The organism is Antarctobacter albus, assembly GCF_900101505.1.
Lineage (GTDB): Bacteria > Pseudomonadota > Alphaproteobacteria > Rhodobacterales > Rhodobacteraceae > Antarctobacter > Antarctobacter albus.
On record NZ_FMZI01000007.1, the window covers coordinates 128,845 to 143,232 of the forward strand.

At 65.9% G+C, this 14,388-nt stretch carries 12 protein-coding genes; 6 read left to right on the top strand and 6 right to left on the bottom strand.

The genetic code is table 11. From position 1 onward, the window contains the following. Window positions 1-5: 5 nt before the first annotated feature. The 5 genes from nirB to cysG are packed head-to-tail and all read left to right on the top strand — an operon-like array spanning window position 6 to window position 7,734. Window positions 6-2,438: a nitrite reductase large subunit NirB gene (nirB, locus tag BLQ71_RS13635; RefSeq protein ID WP_074622104.1), complete on the top strand. Its 2,433-nt coding sequence runs from the start codon at window positions 6-8 to the stop codon at window positions 2,436-2,438. Then, entirely contained in the window at window positions 2,435-2,767 is a 333-nt protein-coding gene (gene nirD / locus BLQ71_RS13640) for a nitrite reductase small subunit NirD (protein WP_043137201.1), read from the top strand. Before nirB ends, nirD begins: the two co-directional genes overlap by 4 nt. Beyond that, a complete protein-coding gene (locus BLQ71_RS13645) occupies window positions 2,767-5,388 on the top strand; it encodes a nitrate reductase (RefSeq protein WP_074622105.1) in 2,622 nt (873 codons plus the stop codon). Before nirD ends, BLQ71_RS13645 begins: the two co-directional genes overlap by 1 nt. After that, a complete protein-coding gene (locus BLQ71_RS13650; protein WP_074622106.1) occupies window positions 5,385-6,329 on the top strand; it encodes a glycosyl transferase family protein in 945 nt (314 codons plus the stop codon). The genes BLQ71_RS13645 and BLQ71_RS13650 overlap by 4 nt, the downstream gene beginning before the upstream one ends. A 13-nt stretch (window positions 6,330-6,342) precedes the next feature. Further along, entirely contained in the window at window positions 6,343-7,734 is a 1,392-nt protein-coding gene (gene cysG / locus BLQ71_RS13655) for a siroheme synthase CysG (protein WP_074622107.1), read from the top strand. Window positions 7,735-7,741: 7 nt separating this feature from the next. On the opposite strand, the gene BLQ71_RS13660 is transcribed toward cysG, so the two are convergent. Both BLQ71_RS13660 and BLQ71_RS13665 read right to left on the bottom strand, forming a co-directional pair. Beyond that, window positions 7,742-7,927 (bottom strand): hypothetical protein, encoded by a 186-nt coding sequence (locus BLQ71_RS13660; RefSeq protein ID WP_043137189.1) that lies wholly within the window; start codon window positions 7,925-7,927, stop codon window positions 7,742-7,744. After that, window positions 7,924-9,528: an FAD-dependent monooxygenase gene (locus BLQ71_RS13665; protein ID WP_074622108.1), complete on the bottom strand. Its 1,605-nt coding sequence runs from the start codon at window positions 9,526-9,528 to the stop codon at window positions 7,924-7,926. The genes BLQ71_RS13660 and BLQ71_RS13665 overlap by 4 nt, the downstream gene beginning before the upstream one ends. A gap of 68 nt (window positions 9,529-9,596) precedes the next feature. Here BLQ71_RS13665 and BLQ71_RS13670 point away from each other — a divergent pair, with 68 nt between their 5' ends. Next, window positions 9,597-10,313: a response regulator transcription factor gene (locus tag BLQ71_RS13670; protein WP_157923292.1), complete on the top strand. Its 717-nt coding sequence runs from the start codon at window positions 9,597-9,599 to the stop codon at window positions 10,311-10,313. 54 nt (window positions 10,314-10,367) lie between these two features. Here the strand turns inward: BLQ71_RS13670 and BLQ71_RS13675 are convergent, their stop codons facing one another. The 4 genes from BLQ71_RS13675 to BLQ71_RS13690 are packed head-to-tail and all read right to left on the bottom strand — an operon-like array spanning window position 10,368 to window position 14,240. Continuing rightward, window positions 10,368-11,396, bottom strand: a complete 1,029-nt coding sequence (locus BLQ71_RS13675) for an extracellular solute-binding protein (RefSeq protein WP_074622110.1) — start codon at window positions 11,394-11,396, stop codon at window positions 10,368-10,370. Between the two features lie 20 nt (window positions 11,397-11,416). Further along, window positions 11,417-12,226, bottom strand: coding sequence for an ABC transporter permease (locus tag BLQ71_RS13680; protein ID WP_074622111.1), 810 nt, complete (start codon window positions 12,224-12,226; stop codon window positions 11,417-11,419). Window positions 12,227-12,228: 2 nt separating this feature from the next. Beyond that, entirely contained in the window at window positions 12,229-13,149 is a 921-nt protein-coding gene (locus BLQ71_RS13685) for an ABC transporter permease (RefSeq protein ID WP_043137178.1), read from the bottom strand. Next, window positions 13,149-14,240 carry an ABC transporter ATP-binding protein gene (locus BLQ71_RS13690; RefSeq protein WP_069211009.1) on the bottom strand — a complete coding sequence of 364 codons (1,092 nt, stop codon included), beginning with the start codon at window positions 14,238-14,240 and terminating at the stop codon, window positions 13,149-13,151. The genes BLQ71_RS13685 and BLQ71_RS13690 overlap by 1 nt, the downstream gene beginning before the upstream one ends. Window positions 14,241-14,388: the final 148 nt, after the last annotated feature.

Genomic DNA, 14,388 nt, shown 5'->3' on the forward strand with positions numbered 1-14,388 from the left:
TCCCCATGAAACAGAAACTTGTCGTCATCGGCGCTGGCATGGCCTCTGGCCGAGTGCTGGAACACCTGCGAGAGCAGGCCCCGGACCAATATGACATCACGCTGTTCAACGCCGAACCGCGTGGCAACTACAACCGCATCATGCTCTCGCCCGTGCTGTCCGGCGAAAAGACCTACGAGGAAATCGTCACCCATGACGACGACTGGTATGCGCAGAACGAGATCACTTGCCGCTTTGGCGAGCATGTGGTGGGCATTGACCGCGACAGCAGGACGGTCACGGGCCAGAACGGCGCGGTCAGCTATGACAAGCTGCTGATCGCCACGGGCTCAGCCCCCTTCATCATCCCGGTGCCGGGCAAGGATCTGCCCGGCGTGATCGCCTATCGCGACCTCGACGATACCAACGCGATGGTCGAGGCCTCGGCCAAGGGCGGCAAGGCCGTGGTGATCGGCGGCGGCCTCCTGGGGCTGGAGGCGGCGGCCGGGCTGGCCCTGCGCGGCATGCAGGTCACCGTGTTGCACCTGATGGGCCACCTGATGGAACGCCAGCTGGACGAGGCAGCGGGCTACCTGCTGAAAAAAGACCTGGAGGACCGCGGCATCACGGTGATGACCAAGGCCGCGACCAAGGCGATCCTGGGTGAGGATCGCGTCGAGGCCGTGCTGCTGGAGGACGGCACCGTACTGGACGCCGATCTTGTGGTCATGGCCGTGGGCATCCGCCCGGAAACCCGGCTGGCCACCGATGCCCATCTGGAGGTGGCGCGGGGGATCGAGGTCAACGCACAGATGATGACCTCGGACCCGGACGTGCTGGCCGTGGGCGAATGTGTCGAACTTGACGGGCAGTTGTTTGGCCTCGTCGCGCCGCTTTATGACCAGGCCAAGGTGGTCGCGGCAACCCTGATCGGGGAAGAGGCGGCCTTCGTGCCCAAGGAGCTTTCGACCAAGTTGAAGGTCACGGGCTGCGACCTCTTCAGCGCAGGCGACTTCGCCGAGGGGGAGGGGCGTGAGGACGTGATCTTCCGTGACCCGTCGCGCGGCGTCTACAAGCGGCTGGTGATCGAGGGCGACAGGCTGGTCGGCGCGGTGATGTACGGCGACACCGCCGACAGCAACTGGTTCTTCGGCCTGATCAAGGACGGCACCGACATCTCGGACATGCGCGAGACGCTGATCTTTGGCCCCGCCTATCAGGGAGGCGGTCAAGCGGACCCTCTCTCAGCCGTTGCAGCCTTGCCGCCTGAGGCAGAGATCTGCGGGTGCAACGGCATATGCAAGGGTCAGATCGTCCAGGCCATCGAAGGTGGTGCCACCGATCTCGGCGCGGTCAAGGCCACGACCAAGGCCAGCGCCTCCTGCGGGACCTGTACCGGGCTGGTGGAACAACTGTTGCAGGTGACGCTTGGCGACGGGTTCGAGATGCCCACGGCCCAGCCGGTCTGCGGCTGTACCGATCTCAGCCATGAGGACGTGCGTCGCCTGATCAAGAGCCAGGAGCTGAAATCGCAAGAGGCCGTCTGGCAAGAACTGGGTTGGAAGACGGTCAACGGTTGTCACACCTGCCGCCCGGCGGTGAACTTCTACCTGCTGGCGGACTGGCCGCTGGACTATACAGACGACCCGCAAAGCCGCTTCGTCAACGAGCGCAACCACGCAAACATCCAGAAGGACGGCACCTATAGCGTGATGCCGCGCATGTGGGGTGGCATGACCACGCCGCAGGAACTGGTGGCCATCGCCCAGGCGGCCGAGAAATACGGCGCCACGGTCAAGGTGACAGGTGGCCAGCGGATCGACCTGCTGGGCGTGCGCAAGGAAGACCTGCCCGCGATTTGGGCCGATCTGAACAGGGCCGGCATGGTCTCGGGTCACGCCTATACCAAGGGGCTGCGCACGGTGAAGACTTGCGTCGGTTCGGATTGGTGCCGTTTCGGCACGCAGGATTCCACCGGCCTGGGCATCAAGCTGGAAAAGCGGCTTTGGGGGTCCTGGACACCGCACAAGGTCAAGCTGGGTGTTTCGGGCTGTCCGCGCAACTGCGCCGAGGCCACCTGCAAGGACATCGGCATCGTCTGTGTCGACTCTGGCTACCAGATCGGGGTTGGCGGCGCCGCGGGCATGGACGTCAAGGAGGTCGAACGCCTCGTGGACGTCGCCACCGAGGAAGAGGCGATCGAATGGACCGTCGCCTTTGTCCAGCTTTACCGCGAGAACGGCAAGTATCTCGACCGGGCTTACAAATGGCTCGCCAAGGTCGGGCTGGACTGGGTGCAGGAGGTGCTGACCGACCCTGCGGAACGCGCGGCGCTGGTTGACCGTTTCGACCTCTCGCAAAGCGTCTACCAGACCGATCCCTGGGCCGAACGGGCCCGCCCGGACGTGGCGCAAGGCTTTCAGCCGCTGGCCGATTTCACACTGGAGGCAGCAGAATGAACTGGACCGACATTGGTGCCGTCACGGATGTTCCCCTGCGCGGTGCGCGCCTGGTGAAGACCCAGGCGGGTTGCATCGCGGTGTTCCGCACTGCCGAGGACGAGGTCTTTGCCGCCTCGAACGCCTGCCCGCACAAGCAGGGGCCATTGTCCGAGGGCATCGTGCACGGGCAGAAAGTCACCTGTCCCCTGCATAACTGGGTGTTCGACCTGAACACAGGCGAGGCGCAGGGGGCCGACGAGGGGCGCATCGCGGTCTACCCCGTGCGGATCGAGGCGGGGCGCATCCTGCTGGAGATCAGCGCGCTCCAGAACCGGAGCGCGGCGTGATGGCGGGGGCAGGGCGGAAAACTGTCCGGTCCACCTGCCCCTATTGCGGGGTGGGCTGCGGCGTCTTGCTGACCCCGCAGCCGGACGGAGGTCTGGACGTGCGCGGCGACCCGGACCACCCGGCCAATTTCGGGCGCCTGTGTTCCAAGGGCTCTGCGCTGGGCGAGACGGTCGGGACGGGCCACCGCCTTCTGACGCCGCGGATTGGCGGGCGGGAGGTCAGCTGGGACAGCGCCCTCGACACGGTGGCCGAACGCTTTGCCTCCACCATTGCCGAACACGGGCCGGACAGCGTTGCCTTCTACGTCTCCGGGCAATTGCTGACCGAGGACTACTACGTGGCCAACAAGCTGATGAAAGGTTTCATCGGTTCGGCCAACATCGACACGAACTCTCGTCTTTGCATGGCCTCGACAGTGGCGGGGCACAAGCGCGCCTTCGGCACAGATACGGTCCCCGGCACCTACGAGGACATCGAGGACGCGGACCTGGTGGTCCTTGTCGGCTCGAACCTGGCCTGGTGTCATCCGGTCCTGTACCAGCGTGTTCTTGCGGCGCGAAAGGCGCGCGGCACGCGGATTATCGTCGTGGACCCGCGCCGCACCGCCAGTTGCGACGGCGCCGACATGCACCTGGCGCTGGAGCCGGGATCGGACGTCGCCCTGTTCAACCGGCTCTTGGCGGAAATCGACGCGCGTGGCGCGGTCGACGCGGATTTCCTGGGCAACACCACGGGATTTGACGCCGCGCTGGAACAGGCCCGCGCCGAGGATGGCGCCGCCACCGGCCTGAGCGATGCGCAGATCGCCGCCTTTTGCCATCAGTGGATTGGCACCGAAAAGACCGTCACCATCTTCAGCCAGGGCGTGAACCAGTCCAGCTCTGGCTCGGATAAGGTCAACGCGATCCTCAACTGTCACCTCGCCACGGGCCGCATCGGCAAGCCCGGCTGCGGGCCTCTGTCGGTCACCGGCCAGCCCAACGCGATGGGCGGGCGCGAGGTCGGGGGGCTGGCGAACATGCTGGCTTGTCACCTCGACCTCGAAAAAGCCGATCACCGCGCCGCTGTGCGGGATTTCTGGGCGGCGCCCACTGTTCCCGATGCACCCGGTCTCAAGGCCGTCGACATGTTCAACGCCGTGGGCGAGGGGCGCATCAAGGCGCTCTGGATCATCCACACCAATCCCGCGGTGTCCATGCCCGATGCCGACCGTGTGCGCGACGCCATCACGGGGTGCGATTTCACAGTCGTCAGCGACATCACCGCCGAGACCGATACCGCGCGGCTGGCCGATGTGCTGCTTCCCGCCAGCGCCTGGGCGGAAAAGGACGGCACCGTTACCAATTCCGACCGCACGATCAGCCGCCAGCGCGCAGCCTTGCCAGCGCTCGGGAGCGCACGCCCCGACTGGGAAATCCTCGCCGAGGTTGGCCGTCGCATGGGCTGGCAGGGAGCCTTCGACTACCAGTCCCCGGCAGAGATCTTTCGCGAATACGCCGCACTTTCGGGCATCGCAGGGTCCTTTGGCCGCGATTTCGATATTTCTGGCCTTGTGGGCGAGGACTACGACGCGTTGCAGCCCACCCGCTGGCCGGTCAGTGCAAGGAGCGAAGGCGGGCGTTTCTTTTCCGATGGCCGGTTCTTTCATGCCGACCAGAAGGCCCGCCTGGTCCCGGTGTCATGGCGTCCGCCGGTCGCGAAGACCGCCCCGCGCTACCCGTTCCGCCTCAACACTGGGCGCACACGCGACCAGTGGCACACTATGACGCGGACGGCGCTTTCGGCACGGCTCTCGGCGCATCTGGCAGAGCCCTTCCTGGAAATCCATCCCGCCGATGCCTTCGCCAAGGGCATCGGGTCGGCCGACCTTGTTCGGGTCGACAGCCCGCAGGGCAGTGCCATCCTGCGCGCTCGCATCACCGATGCCGTTCGTCCCGGGCAGGTCTTTGCGCCTATGCACTGGACCGGCGAGACCGCACCCTCGGCGCGGATCGACGCGCTGGTGGCGGCGGTGACCGACCCCGTCTCGGGCCAGCCGGAAAGCAAGGCCAGCGTGGTCAATGTCACGCGGCTCAACGCGGCATGGTACGGTTTCGCGGTGTCCGCCCGGCCGATGACGCCAAAGGCCGCCTATTGGGCGCGCAGCGTCACCCGTTCGGGCCAGCGTGCCGAGCTTGCCGGGCTGGACACGCCGCAGGATTGGGAGGCCGAAGCGCGCGCGCTGTTCGATCTGCCGACAGCCGAACTGACCTCGGTCACGGGGCCGGGGCTGGGGAATGCACGTCTGGCCTTTCGGGAAAACGGGCAACTGGTCGCGGCTCTGTTCGTGTCGCCCACGCCCATCGCCGTGATGCGCGACTACCTGGCCACGCTGCCGGATCAGCCGGACCAGAGCCTGCTCTCGGGCCGGTCGCCCGCCGATGTTCCGGACCCGGGGCCGATCCTCTGTTCCTGTTTCGGGGTTGGCGTAAACACGATCCTGAGCGCCATCGAGGCCGACGGGTTGCTGAGCGTCGAGGCCATCGGCGTGGCCTTGCAAGCGGGCACGAACTGCGGCTCCTGCCGGCCGGAACTGGCCGACCTCCTCGCCTCCGTCCAGCAGAAGGAGGCCGCGGAATGAGCCTGGCCGCCCATGTGCGCACGCTGGGCCGTGGCCCGGGCCGGGCGCGTTCCCTGACAAGGGACGAGGCCGCCGAGGCCATGTCGCTGATGCTGGAAGGCGCCGCGCCCGAGGCGGTCGGTGCGCTTTTGATGCTGCTGAGGATGAAGGGCGAGACGTCCGAGGAAATCGCAGGGTTCGCCCGCGCTGCGCAGGCCCCGCTGGCCGACTGGCCCTGCGCCGATCTGGACTGGCCGTGTTACGCCGCCGGTCGCAGCCGTGGTCTGCCCTGGTTTCTCCTGGCCGCAAGACTGGTCGCGGCCAGCGGCCAGCGTGTTCTCTTGCACGGCTGGAACGGGCCGGATCAGGCGATCCGCGACGGGCTTGTTGCCTTGGGTATCCCGCAGGTCCGCAGCCCGGCGCAGGCCGCCCGGGCGCTGAAGGCGGGCAACATCGCCTATGTGCCGCTGGAAGACGCGCATCCCGCGCTGTTCCAGCTGCTCGACCTGCGCCGGACCCTTGGCCTGCGCTCCTGCATCAACACGGTTTGCCGGATGCTGAACCCGGGTCGCGCATCCGCCAGCGTGCAAGGGGTCTTTCATCCCTCTTACCGGCTGTTGCAGGCCGACGCGGCGCAGCGCCTGGGCTGGCGCAACCTGACCGTCATAAAGGGCGGCGGGGGCGAATTCGAACGCCATCCGGGCATGGAGATCGCCGGTTTCGGCCTGCGAGAAGGCGCAGCATGGCAAGGCAGTTTTCCGGCCCTGACAGGGGATCACCGCCGCCTGTCGGATCTGACCCTGTCCGCCGAGGCGCTCACCGTGCTTTGGGACAGTGACGAGGGCCCCGAGTTCGCCCGCCAGATCGTCCTTGGCACCGCCGAGCTGGCCTTTGCCACGCTGGACCTGGCCCCCGACCTCTCTGCGCTGTGGCAGGCGCGCCCCGTTCTGCAGACCGCCTGACAGGAGACCCGCCATGAAAAGCTTTCCCATGTTCATCCGTACAACGGGCCGGTGCGTCACCATCGTCGGCGGCGGCGAGCAGGCGGCGCAGAAGGCGCGGCTGATCCTCAAGACCGACGCCCAGATCTTTCTGGTCGCGCCTGAACTTGAACCGGAATTGCAGGCGCTGGTTGCCAAGGGCCGCGCCCGTCACCAGCATCGCCTGACCCCCGAGGTGTTCGCGGATGCCGCGATGGGTTTCATCGCCACGGGTTGCCCGGCGCTTGACGCCTCGGCTCATGCGCTGGCCAGGGCCATGCGCTGCCCGGTCAACGTGGTTGACCGCCCCGACCTTTGCGACCTGACCACGCCCGCGCTGGTCGATCGCGATCCGGTCGTCATCGCCATCGGCAGCGAAGGCACCGCCCCGGTCCTGACCCGTGAGATCAAGACCCGCCTCGAAGAAATGCTGTCCCCCTCATTGGGAGGGCTGGCGGCCCTGGCCGGGCGGCTGCGCCCGATGGTCAATGCCCGGGTGCCGCGCAGCCAACGCCGCGCCTTCTGGGCCTGGGTCTTCAAGGGGGCGCCCCGCGCGACATGGGCCCGGGGCGGCGAACGCGAGGCCGCGCAGGCCATCAAGTCCGCCATAGCATCGGGCGGCGCACCCAATGAGGCGGGGCACGGCCATGTCGCCCTTGTCGGCGCCGGGCCGGGGGCGCGTGACCTGCTGACGTTGCGTGCGGTGGAACGGCTGCAAGAGGCCGACGTGATCTTTTACGACCGGCTGGTCGACCCCGAGGTGCTGGAACTGGCGCGGCGCGACGCGGAACGGGTGTTTGTCGGAAAACACGTCGGCGCGCATAGCTGGCCGCAGGATCGCATCAATGCTGTGATCCTGGCCGCCGCGCGTCAGGGCAAGCGGGTGGTGCGGCTGAAATCCGGTGATCCCGGGGTCTTTGGCCGCGCGGGCGAGGAAATCGCCGTATTGCGCGCCGCAGGTATTGCGGTGGAGCTGGTTCCGGGCATCACGGCGGCCTCTGCCGCGGCGGCCGCACTGGGCGAGCCTCTGACTGAACGGGGCATTTCGGACACGCTGATCCTGACCACGGGCATGTCGCGCGAAGGCGCCGCGCTGCCGGACAGCACGCGGCACGCGGCGCCGGGAACCACCTCGGCCTTTTACATGTCGGTGCGGCAGGCGGCCCGCATCCGCGATGACCTGATGGCGCGCGGGATGCCGCCTCAGGCCCCTGTGCGCGTCGCGATCGAGGTATCCAAACCCGGCGAGCACCTATTGACTTGCCCCCTGGTCTCGCTGGAAGAAAGTCTGCAGGAGGTCGGATGCAAGGGATGTGCGGTGATCCTTGTCACCTGGCCCGAGGCGGCGGTGCCTGCCGTTCCGGCGGCAGAGACATGTGCTGCCTGACCCTGTATCAGTCCCGGCGTTCCAGCCCGGAACGGCACTCTGCGATCACTTCCAGCACCCGTTCCGTGCGGCCCAGGTCCTCGGCAAGGGCCAGCGCCAGCTTGGCCAGAAAGACCTCGCCCTGGTCCGGTCCAACGTCGTCGATTGCCACAGCCATCGCCTCGTAGACGCGTTCCAGCTCTGCCTGGGTCATGCGGTTTCCTCCTCGCTGATCGCCATGCGGCCCAAGGCCCCGGCTAGTTTCTTCGCCGTGGCGCCGTGCCAGCGCGCCGCGACATGCAGATCGGGGCGCACCAGGTATGCGCTTCCCTGCACGGCGCCATAGGCCCGGGCCACCGGGCCATCGGCCGGCAGGCGCAGGACAGACAGGCCCGGCGGCACGTCTAAACCCGGGTCGCCGAAGGCCAGCAGGGTCAGGCCCTTGCCCAGCCGCTCGCTCAGGAAACCATCCTCCAGCGCCACGTCCCGGATCATCGCGCCCGGGATCGGCCCGGCGTCAAAGCCCGGATCGTCCGGCGTGGTTGCCGGGCTGTCGGCATAGGTATGCGGCGTCATCTGGCGCGGATTGGCAAGGTGCCCGGCGCTCTCTCGGCTCAGCGCCAGTGACAGCGCCGCATCCCGCATCACCCGCCAGCCATGCGTGGGCGGTGTCATGAACCGCGTGCTCTTGGTGGCATTGGCAAAGACATCCAGCGTCGCCCCGCGCCGCTCGGGCGTGTAGCTGTCCAGCAGGCTCTCACCGGCGGCCCGGTTCAGGACAGCGGCCAGTTTCCAGCCGATGTTGTGCCCGTCCGCGATGCCGTTGTTCAACCCGCGCACGCCGAAGATCGGCACGATATGAGCACTGTCCCCGGCAAAGAACACGTGGCCCTGCCGGTAGTCGTCCAAAAGCAGGGTGTTGGCGGAATAAACGCTCCACCACTCAAGGTCGTAGCCGCCATCGTGGCCGATCTCGGCCAGCACCCCTTCGACCGAGGCGCGCACGTTCTCTTCGCGCATGGCCTCCTCGTTGGTCTCGTCCTCGCGCAACTGGTAGTCGATGCGCCAGATGTTATCGGGCTGGCGGTGGATCAGCACCGTGCCGCCCGGCCGGCAGGCCGGATCGAACAGCGCACGGCGGATGGTGGGATAGTCATGCGCCATCTTCACGTCGGCGATGACGTAGCGGCCCTCGTAGTTCTCTCCCTTCAGGCGCAGCCTGCACATTCCGCGCATCGCGCTGCGCGCGCCGTCGGCGGCGATCACCCAGCGCGCGGGCAGGGCATAGCTGCCGTTCGGATCCTCGACCGTCAGCACCGCGCCCTCCGGGACCTGTTCCAGCCCCGTCACCCGGCTTTGCCAGCGTGTCTCGATCAGGGGGGAGGCGGCGACCGCCTTCCACAGGAAGGACTCGATGTATTGCTGTTGAAGGTTGTACATCGGGCGGAACTTTTCGTCCGCGCTGTCAGGCATGTCGAATTCCAGGATCTGTCGCCCGCGATAGAAGGACCGCCCCTTCGTCCAGCCAAGCGATTTTTCCAGGAAGGGCGCCGCGATGCCCAACTGGTCAAGGATGTGATAGCTGGACCGCGAGATGCAGATGGCCCGGCTGCCGTCGTTGAAGGTGTCCTTGGCGTCCAGCAGGACGCTGCGCACCCCGTGCTGGGCCAGCGTCAGCGCGGCGATCATGCCGACCGGCCCGGCCCCAACCACGGCGACCGGTGCCCGTGGCTCGACCTCCGGTCGCGCCGGCGGGTCGAAATGCGGGTAGTCGAAGTAAAGCGAATCCAGCTCGCCGCGTCCACTGGGGCGCATGTCCCGTCCTCCTCGTCTTGTCCTGTGGGATGTGTACCAGAGCGCGCCGGTGGATTATGTCCTGCAAAATGAAGGACAAGCCGACACCGGGGATGGATGACCTGCTGGCCGGGATCGACACCTGCCTTGCGCTGGCCGGGCGGGATGCCTGGGCAGATGCCTTTGTCCCCAGCGTGGCCGCCACGGGGGCGGCGCAGGTCATGGTGTTTTCCTACCGTGCGGACAGCGCCGCCTGCCTGCTGTCGCGCAACTTTCGCAGCGCGGCCCTGGGGCCGCGCCTGGCCGAGGACTATCTTGGAGGGTGGTTTCGGCAGGATCCGCTGTTTCATCGTGCTCTGGCATTGGAAACCGGCACGCTGGAGGTGGTCGAAAGTGGGGCCGTCATCGGCGGGATGACCGGCGAGTATCGCGCGCGGTTCTATGACCGTCCGGGACTGGATGGAAAGACGGCCGTTCTGGTGCGTGGGCCTGCGCTATGCCTTGCGGTGAACTTCTATTGGCCAGAGGCCGGGGATGGCGGAGCAGAGACAGCCATACGCGTCCTGGCGAGGCTTGCACTCTTGCATTTCGAGGCCCGCGCCGAATGCGGCTATCCCGCCCCGCTGGCCGTCCTGTCCGAGCGCGAGCGGGACGTCTGCCTTGGTATCCTGTCGGGAAAGAAGGCCGAGGTAATCGCCGGGGAGCTTGGCGTCGCCGTGTCGACCATCGCGACCTATCGGACCAGGGCCTATGAGAAACTGGGCATCTCTTCGCGCGGGTCGCTGTTCGCGCTGTGTCGGGCCTGAACGCAAAAAGGGGAGCGCGGCGCGCTCCCCTTTCGGATCGACGGACCCGGTGTCTCACTTCTTCAGGTTGGTCCAGATCTGGTCGTAGACCTCTTGCGTTTGCTGGTCGCAAACCTCGATGAACACGCCCTTGCCGGCGTCGGCCGGCGGATTGGACTCCGGTTGTTTGGCCAGTTCCGGGTCCAGGAAAGGCCCCACGCCATCGACACCGGCGACGTAGCGCGCATAGTTGGTCACCGCGGCGATGTTCTCGGGCTCCAGCAGGAAATCCATGAACTTCAATGCGTTCTCACGGTTGGGCGCATCCTTGAGCAGCACCACGTTGTCCATCCAGACGATGTAGCCCTGTTTCGGGAAGGCGTATTCGATGTTCGCGCCTTCCTGCCGGGCCTTGGCGGCGAAGCCGTCGTAGATCTGCCCGACAGAGGCATCGCCCGAGACCAGCACCTCTTTGGCGGTGTCCGAGTTGAACGAGGCCCAGTGCTGTTTTGCCTCCTGCAGCATGGCGTTCAGCGCCTTGAGCTGTTCGCGGTCGGTGGAACACTGCGGGATGCCCATGTGCAGCGCGGCCATCGCCATGACCTCGCCCTGGCTGTCCAGCATGTTGATCTTGCCCGAAAGCGCGGCGGGCGGGTTGAACAGGATGTCGGTGCTGTCGATGGGGCCATCGAAATCGTCCCGGTTCACGGCAAAGCTGGTCGAACCCCACTGGTAGGGGATCGAATGCGCGCGGCCCGGATCAAAGGAGGGATCGGCCCATTCCGGCTGGATGTTGCCCTTGTTGGCCAGCTCCCCCTCTTCGATGGTGTCCAGCAGGCCCTCACCGGCCATGATCTGCACCATGTAGTCGCCGGGAACGGCCACGTCATAAGTGCCGATGGCGCCCGCCTTGAGCGAGGCCAGCAGCGCCTCGTTGCTGTCGTAGGTGTCCATGACCACCTCGACGTCGTGTTCTTCTGCGAACTTGTCCAGCAGGTCCTGCGGGATGTATTCGAACCAGTGATAGATGACGAGCTTGCCCTCGGCCGAGGCCATGCCTGCGGTCAGGGCCAGTGCGGCGGCTGTGGTGACGAGTTTTTTCATGTGTTTTCCCCTCTGTTGGATCAGGTCTTCCGGTCCTTGCGGCTGATCAGCCATGATAGTGTCACCATGACCACCGAGACGCCAAGCAGCATCGTGGAAATGGCCATGATGTTGGGCTTGATGCCCTGTTTGACCGCGCCGAAGATCGCCGTCGGCAGGGTTTCGACGCCCGCGCCCTTGACGAAATTGGTGATGATGAAATCGTCCAGCGAGACGATGAAGGCCAGGATGAAGCCCGAGACGATGCCCGGCGCCATCAGCGGCAGCAGCACGCGGGTAAAGGCCTGTCGCCTGGTGGCGTAAAGATCCATCGCGGCCTGTTCATAAGTCGCCTCGATCCCCTGCATCCGGGCCGAGATCGGCAGGTAGGCAAAGGGGATGCAGAAGGCGATATGCGCCAGGAGGATCGTCAGCAACCCGCGGTCGAAACCGATGGCGTTGAAAAAGATCAGCGTGGCGACGGCGGTTACGATCTCAGGCACCATCAGCGGCAGGGAGATCAGGCCGAAGGACAGGGTGCGCAGCCGGAACTTGCCGCCGCGCAGGATGGCGGTGGCCGAAAGCGTGGCGATGGTGGTGGCGACCGTGGCGGCGATCAGCGCGATGACGAAACTGTTGCGCGCCGCAGATTTGAACTTGGCGCTTTCCGGGCCGGTGAAGACATCGGCGTACCAGCGCAGCGACAGCCCTTCCCAGTTGGTGATCGAAGGAGAGGCATTGAAGCTGTAGACCATGACCACGATGAGCGGGGAATAGAGGATCACCAGGCAAAGGAGCGTGATCGCGCGAAAGCCGGGGTAGACACGCAGGTCGTATTTTCCCTTTGCCATGATCAGCCCTCCGCCTTGGCTTGCTGGCGGGCAAAGATCAGCAGGATGATCAGAACCATCGTCAGCAGGATCATCGAGGCCGCCGCGCCGAAAGGCCAGTTGCCCGCGTTGCCCTTGAACTGTTCCTCGATCAGAGAGCCGATCATGAAGTTCCTTGCCCCGCCCAGCAGGTCGGGCGCCAGGAAGGACCCCAGCGAGGGCACGAAGACCAGGATGCAGCCCGCCACGATCCCCGGTTTGACCGAGGGCAGGAGGATACGGCGCAGCACCGTCCAGCGCGGGGCGTAGAGGTCCGAGGCCGCCTCGGAGAGAGCGAAGTTGTAGCGCTCGACAGCGGCATAGATCGGCAGCACCATGAAGGGCAGGTAGGAGTAGAACAGGCCCAGTTGCACCGCGAAGTTGGTGTTCACGATGGCCAGCGGTTCGCTCAGCAGCCCGGTGCCGGTCAGGAAATCGTTGAGCGGCCCCTCGTCGCGCAAAAGGAACTTCATCGAGACAGTGCGGATCAGCAGGTTGACCCAGTAGGGGATCGTCACGAGGAAAACCCAGAGCGTGCGCTGGCGTGGGGGGCGCGTGGCGATGAAATAGGCGGTCGGGAACCCGATCGCGAGGCTCAGCAGGGTCGCCGCCCCTGCCTGCCAGATCGAGCGCCAGAAGATCTGGATATAGGTCCATTCGATGGAACAGGGTTCATCCCCGAACAGGCCGCGATTGCAGAAGAACTGGTCATAGGCGCCCAGGCTGAATTCCCAGATCACGCCGCCGCGGAATTCCTTGGTCAGGAAGGAATAGACCAGCATGATCGCCACCGGGGCCAGCACCAGGATGCCCAGCGTCACCCAGGCCGGCAGCAGCAGCCATGTGCGCGCCTCTGCATAGGTGTCGCTGGTCGAGGATCCGCCCGTTGCCGCACCGCCCGCCATCAGTCCACCAGGAGGCGCGCGGCCCCCCGCTCCATGTTGACGAAAACCTCTGTGCCGGGCTCGAAGACGCGGGACGTGCCCCGGCTGGAGTTGGAGGCGCGCACCCGGAACTCGGGCCCGTCGTCGAGGTCGAGGATGGTCGAGATGTCGGTGCCGATGAAGATGTTTTCCCGCACGCGGGCCTTCAGGCTTTCGCTTTCGGTGGGGGCGGACGACAGGAACAGCCGTTCGGGGCGCAGCGACATGTGCACCCTGGCGCCCGCGCCGATCCCGTCCACGGCATCGCAGGTCAGCCGGTGGCCGCCGCCCAGGTGACAGGCCGCGCGGCCCGCGTCGATCTGGTCCACCGTGACTTCCAGCAGGTTGGTCTCGCCGATGAAATCCGCCACGAACATGTTGCGGGGGCGTTCATAGATCTCGCGCGCATCGCCCAATTGCTGCACCTCGCCCGCCGACATGACGGCGACGCGGTCGGACATGGTCAGCGCCTCTTCCTGGTCGTGGGTGACAAAGATGAAGGTGATTCCGGTTTCCTTTTGCAGGTGCTTCAGCTCGATCTGCATGGCCTTGCGCAGCTTGAGGTCCAGCGCGCTCAGCGGTTCGTCCAGCAGCAGCACCTTGGGCCGTGGCGCCAGCGCGCGGGCCAGGGCGACGCGCTGTTGCTGGCCGCCGGACAGCTGCGATGGCTTGCGGGCCGAGAATTGCGACAGCTGCACCATTTCCAGAACCTCGCCGGCGCGCTTGCGGGCCTCTGACTTGCTCTTGCCCAGCATCTCCAGCCCGAAGCCCACGTTGTCGAGAACGGTCATGTGGGGGAACAGCGCGTAGTTCTGGAACACGGTGTTGATCGGGCGCTTGTGCGGCGGCAGGCCCTCGATCTCTTCGCCGAAAAGAAAGATGCCGCCTTCGGTCACGTCCTCGAACCCGGCGATCATCCGCAGAAGCGTGGTCTTGCCACAGCCCGAGGGGCCGAGCAGCGTAAAGAATTCATTGTCCGAAATCGTCAGTGACACCTGTTTGAGTGCCGTGAAGGTGCCGTAACGCTTGACGGCGTTTCGCACCTCGATCGCGTCGTTTGTCTTTCTGGTCACGCCTGTCCCGCCCAAGTGTCCGTTTCCCTGCGGCAGAGCATAGGGATATGCACCCGGATGCCAGAAGAAACGACTGCCTCAGCGCGCCTTAGCTTCAGCCTAATCGGCCAGGAAACAGCGGATTTTGCGTTGTTTTCCCAAGGTGTCG

Coding starts and splice junctions, on each gene's coding strand:
- BLQ71_RS13665 (WP_074622108.1), bottom strand. CDS start 9,528: ATGCGCCCCAGTGGACGCGGCGAGCTGGATTCGCTTTACTTCGACTAC.
- nirB (WP_074622104.1), top strand. CDS start 6: ATGAAACAGAAACTTGTCGTCATCGGCGCTGGCATGGCCTCTGGCCGA.
- nirD (WP_043137201.1), top strand. CDS start 2,435: ATGAACTGGACCGACATTGGTGCCGTCACGGATGTTCCCCTGCGCGGT.
- cysG (WP_074622107.1), top strand. CDS start 6,343: ATGAAAAGCTTTCCCATGTTCATCCGTACAACGGGCCGGTGCGTCACC.
- BLQ71_RS13645 (WP_074622105.1), top strand. CDS start 2,767: ATGGCGGGGGCAGGGCGGAAAACTGTCCGGTCCACCTGCCCCTATTGC.
- BLQ71_RS13660 (WP_043137189.1), bottom strand. CDS start 7,927: ATGACCCAGGCAGAGCTGGAACGCGTCTACGAGGCGATGGCTGTGGCA.
- BLQ71_RS13680 (WP_074622111.1), bottom strand. CDS start 12,226: ATGGCAAAGGGAAAATACGACCTGCGTGTCTACCCCGGCTTTCGCGCG.
- BLQ71_RS13650 (WP_074622106.1), top strand. CDS start 5,385: ATGAGCCTGGCCGCCCATGTGCGCACGCTGGGCCGTGGCCCGGGCCGG.
- BLQ71_RS13675 (WP_074622110.1), bottom strand. CDS start 11,396: ATGAAAAAACTCGTCACCACAGCCGCCGCACTGGCCCTGACCGCAGGC.
- BLQ71_RS13670 (WP_157923292.1), top strand. CDS start 9,597: ATGAAGGACAAGCCGACACCGGGGATGGATGACCTGCTGGCCGGGATC.
- BLQ71_RS13685 (WP_043137178.1), bottom strand. CDS start 13,149: ATGGCGGGCGGTGCGGCAACGGGCGGATCCTCGACCAGCGACACCTAT.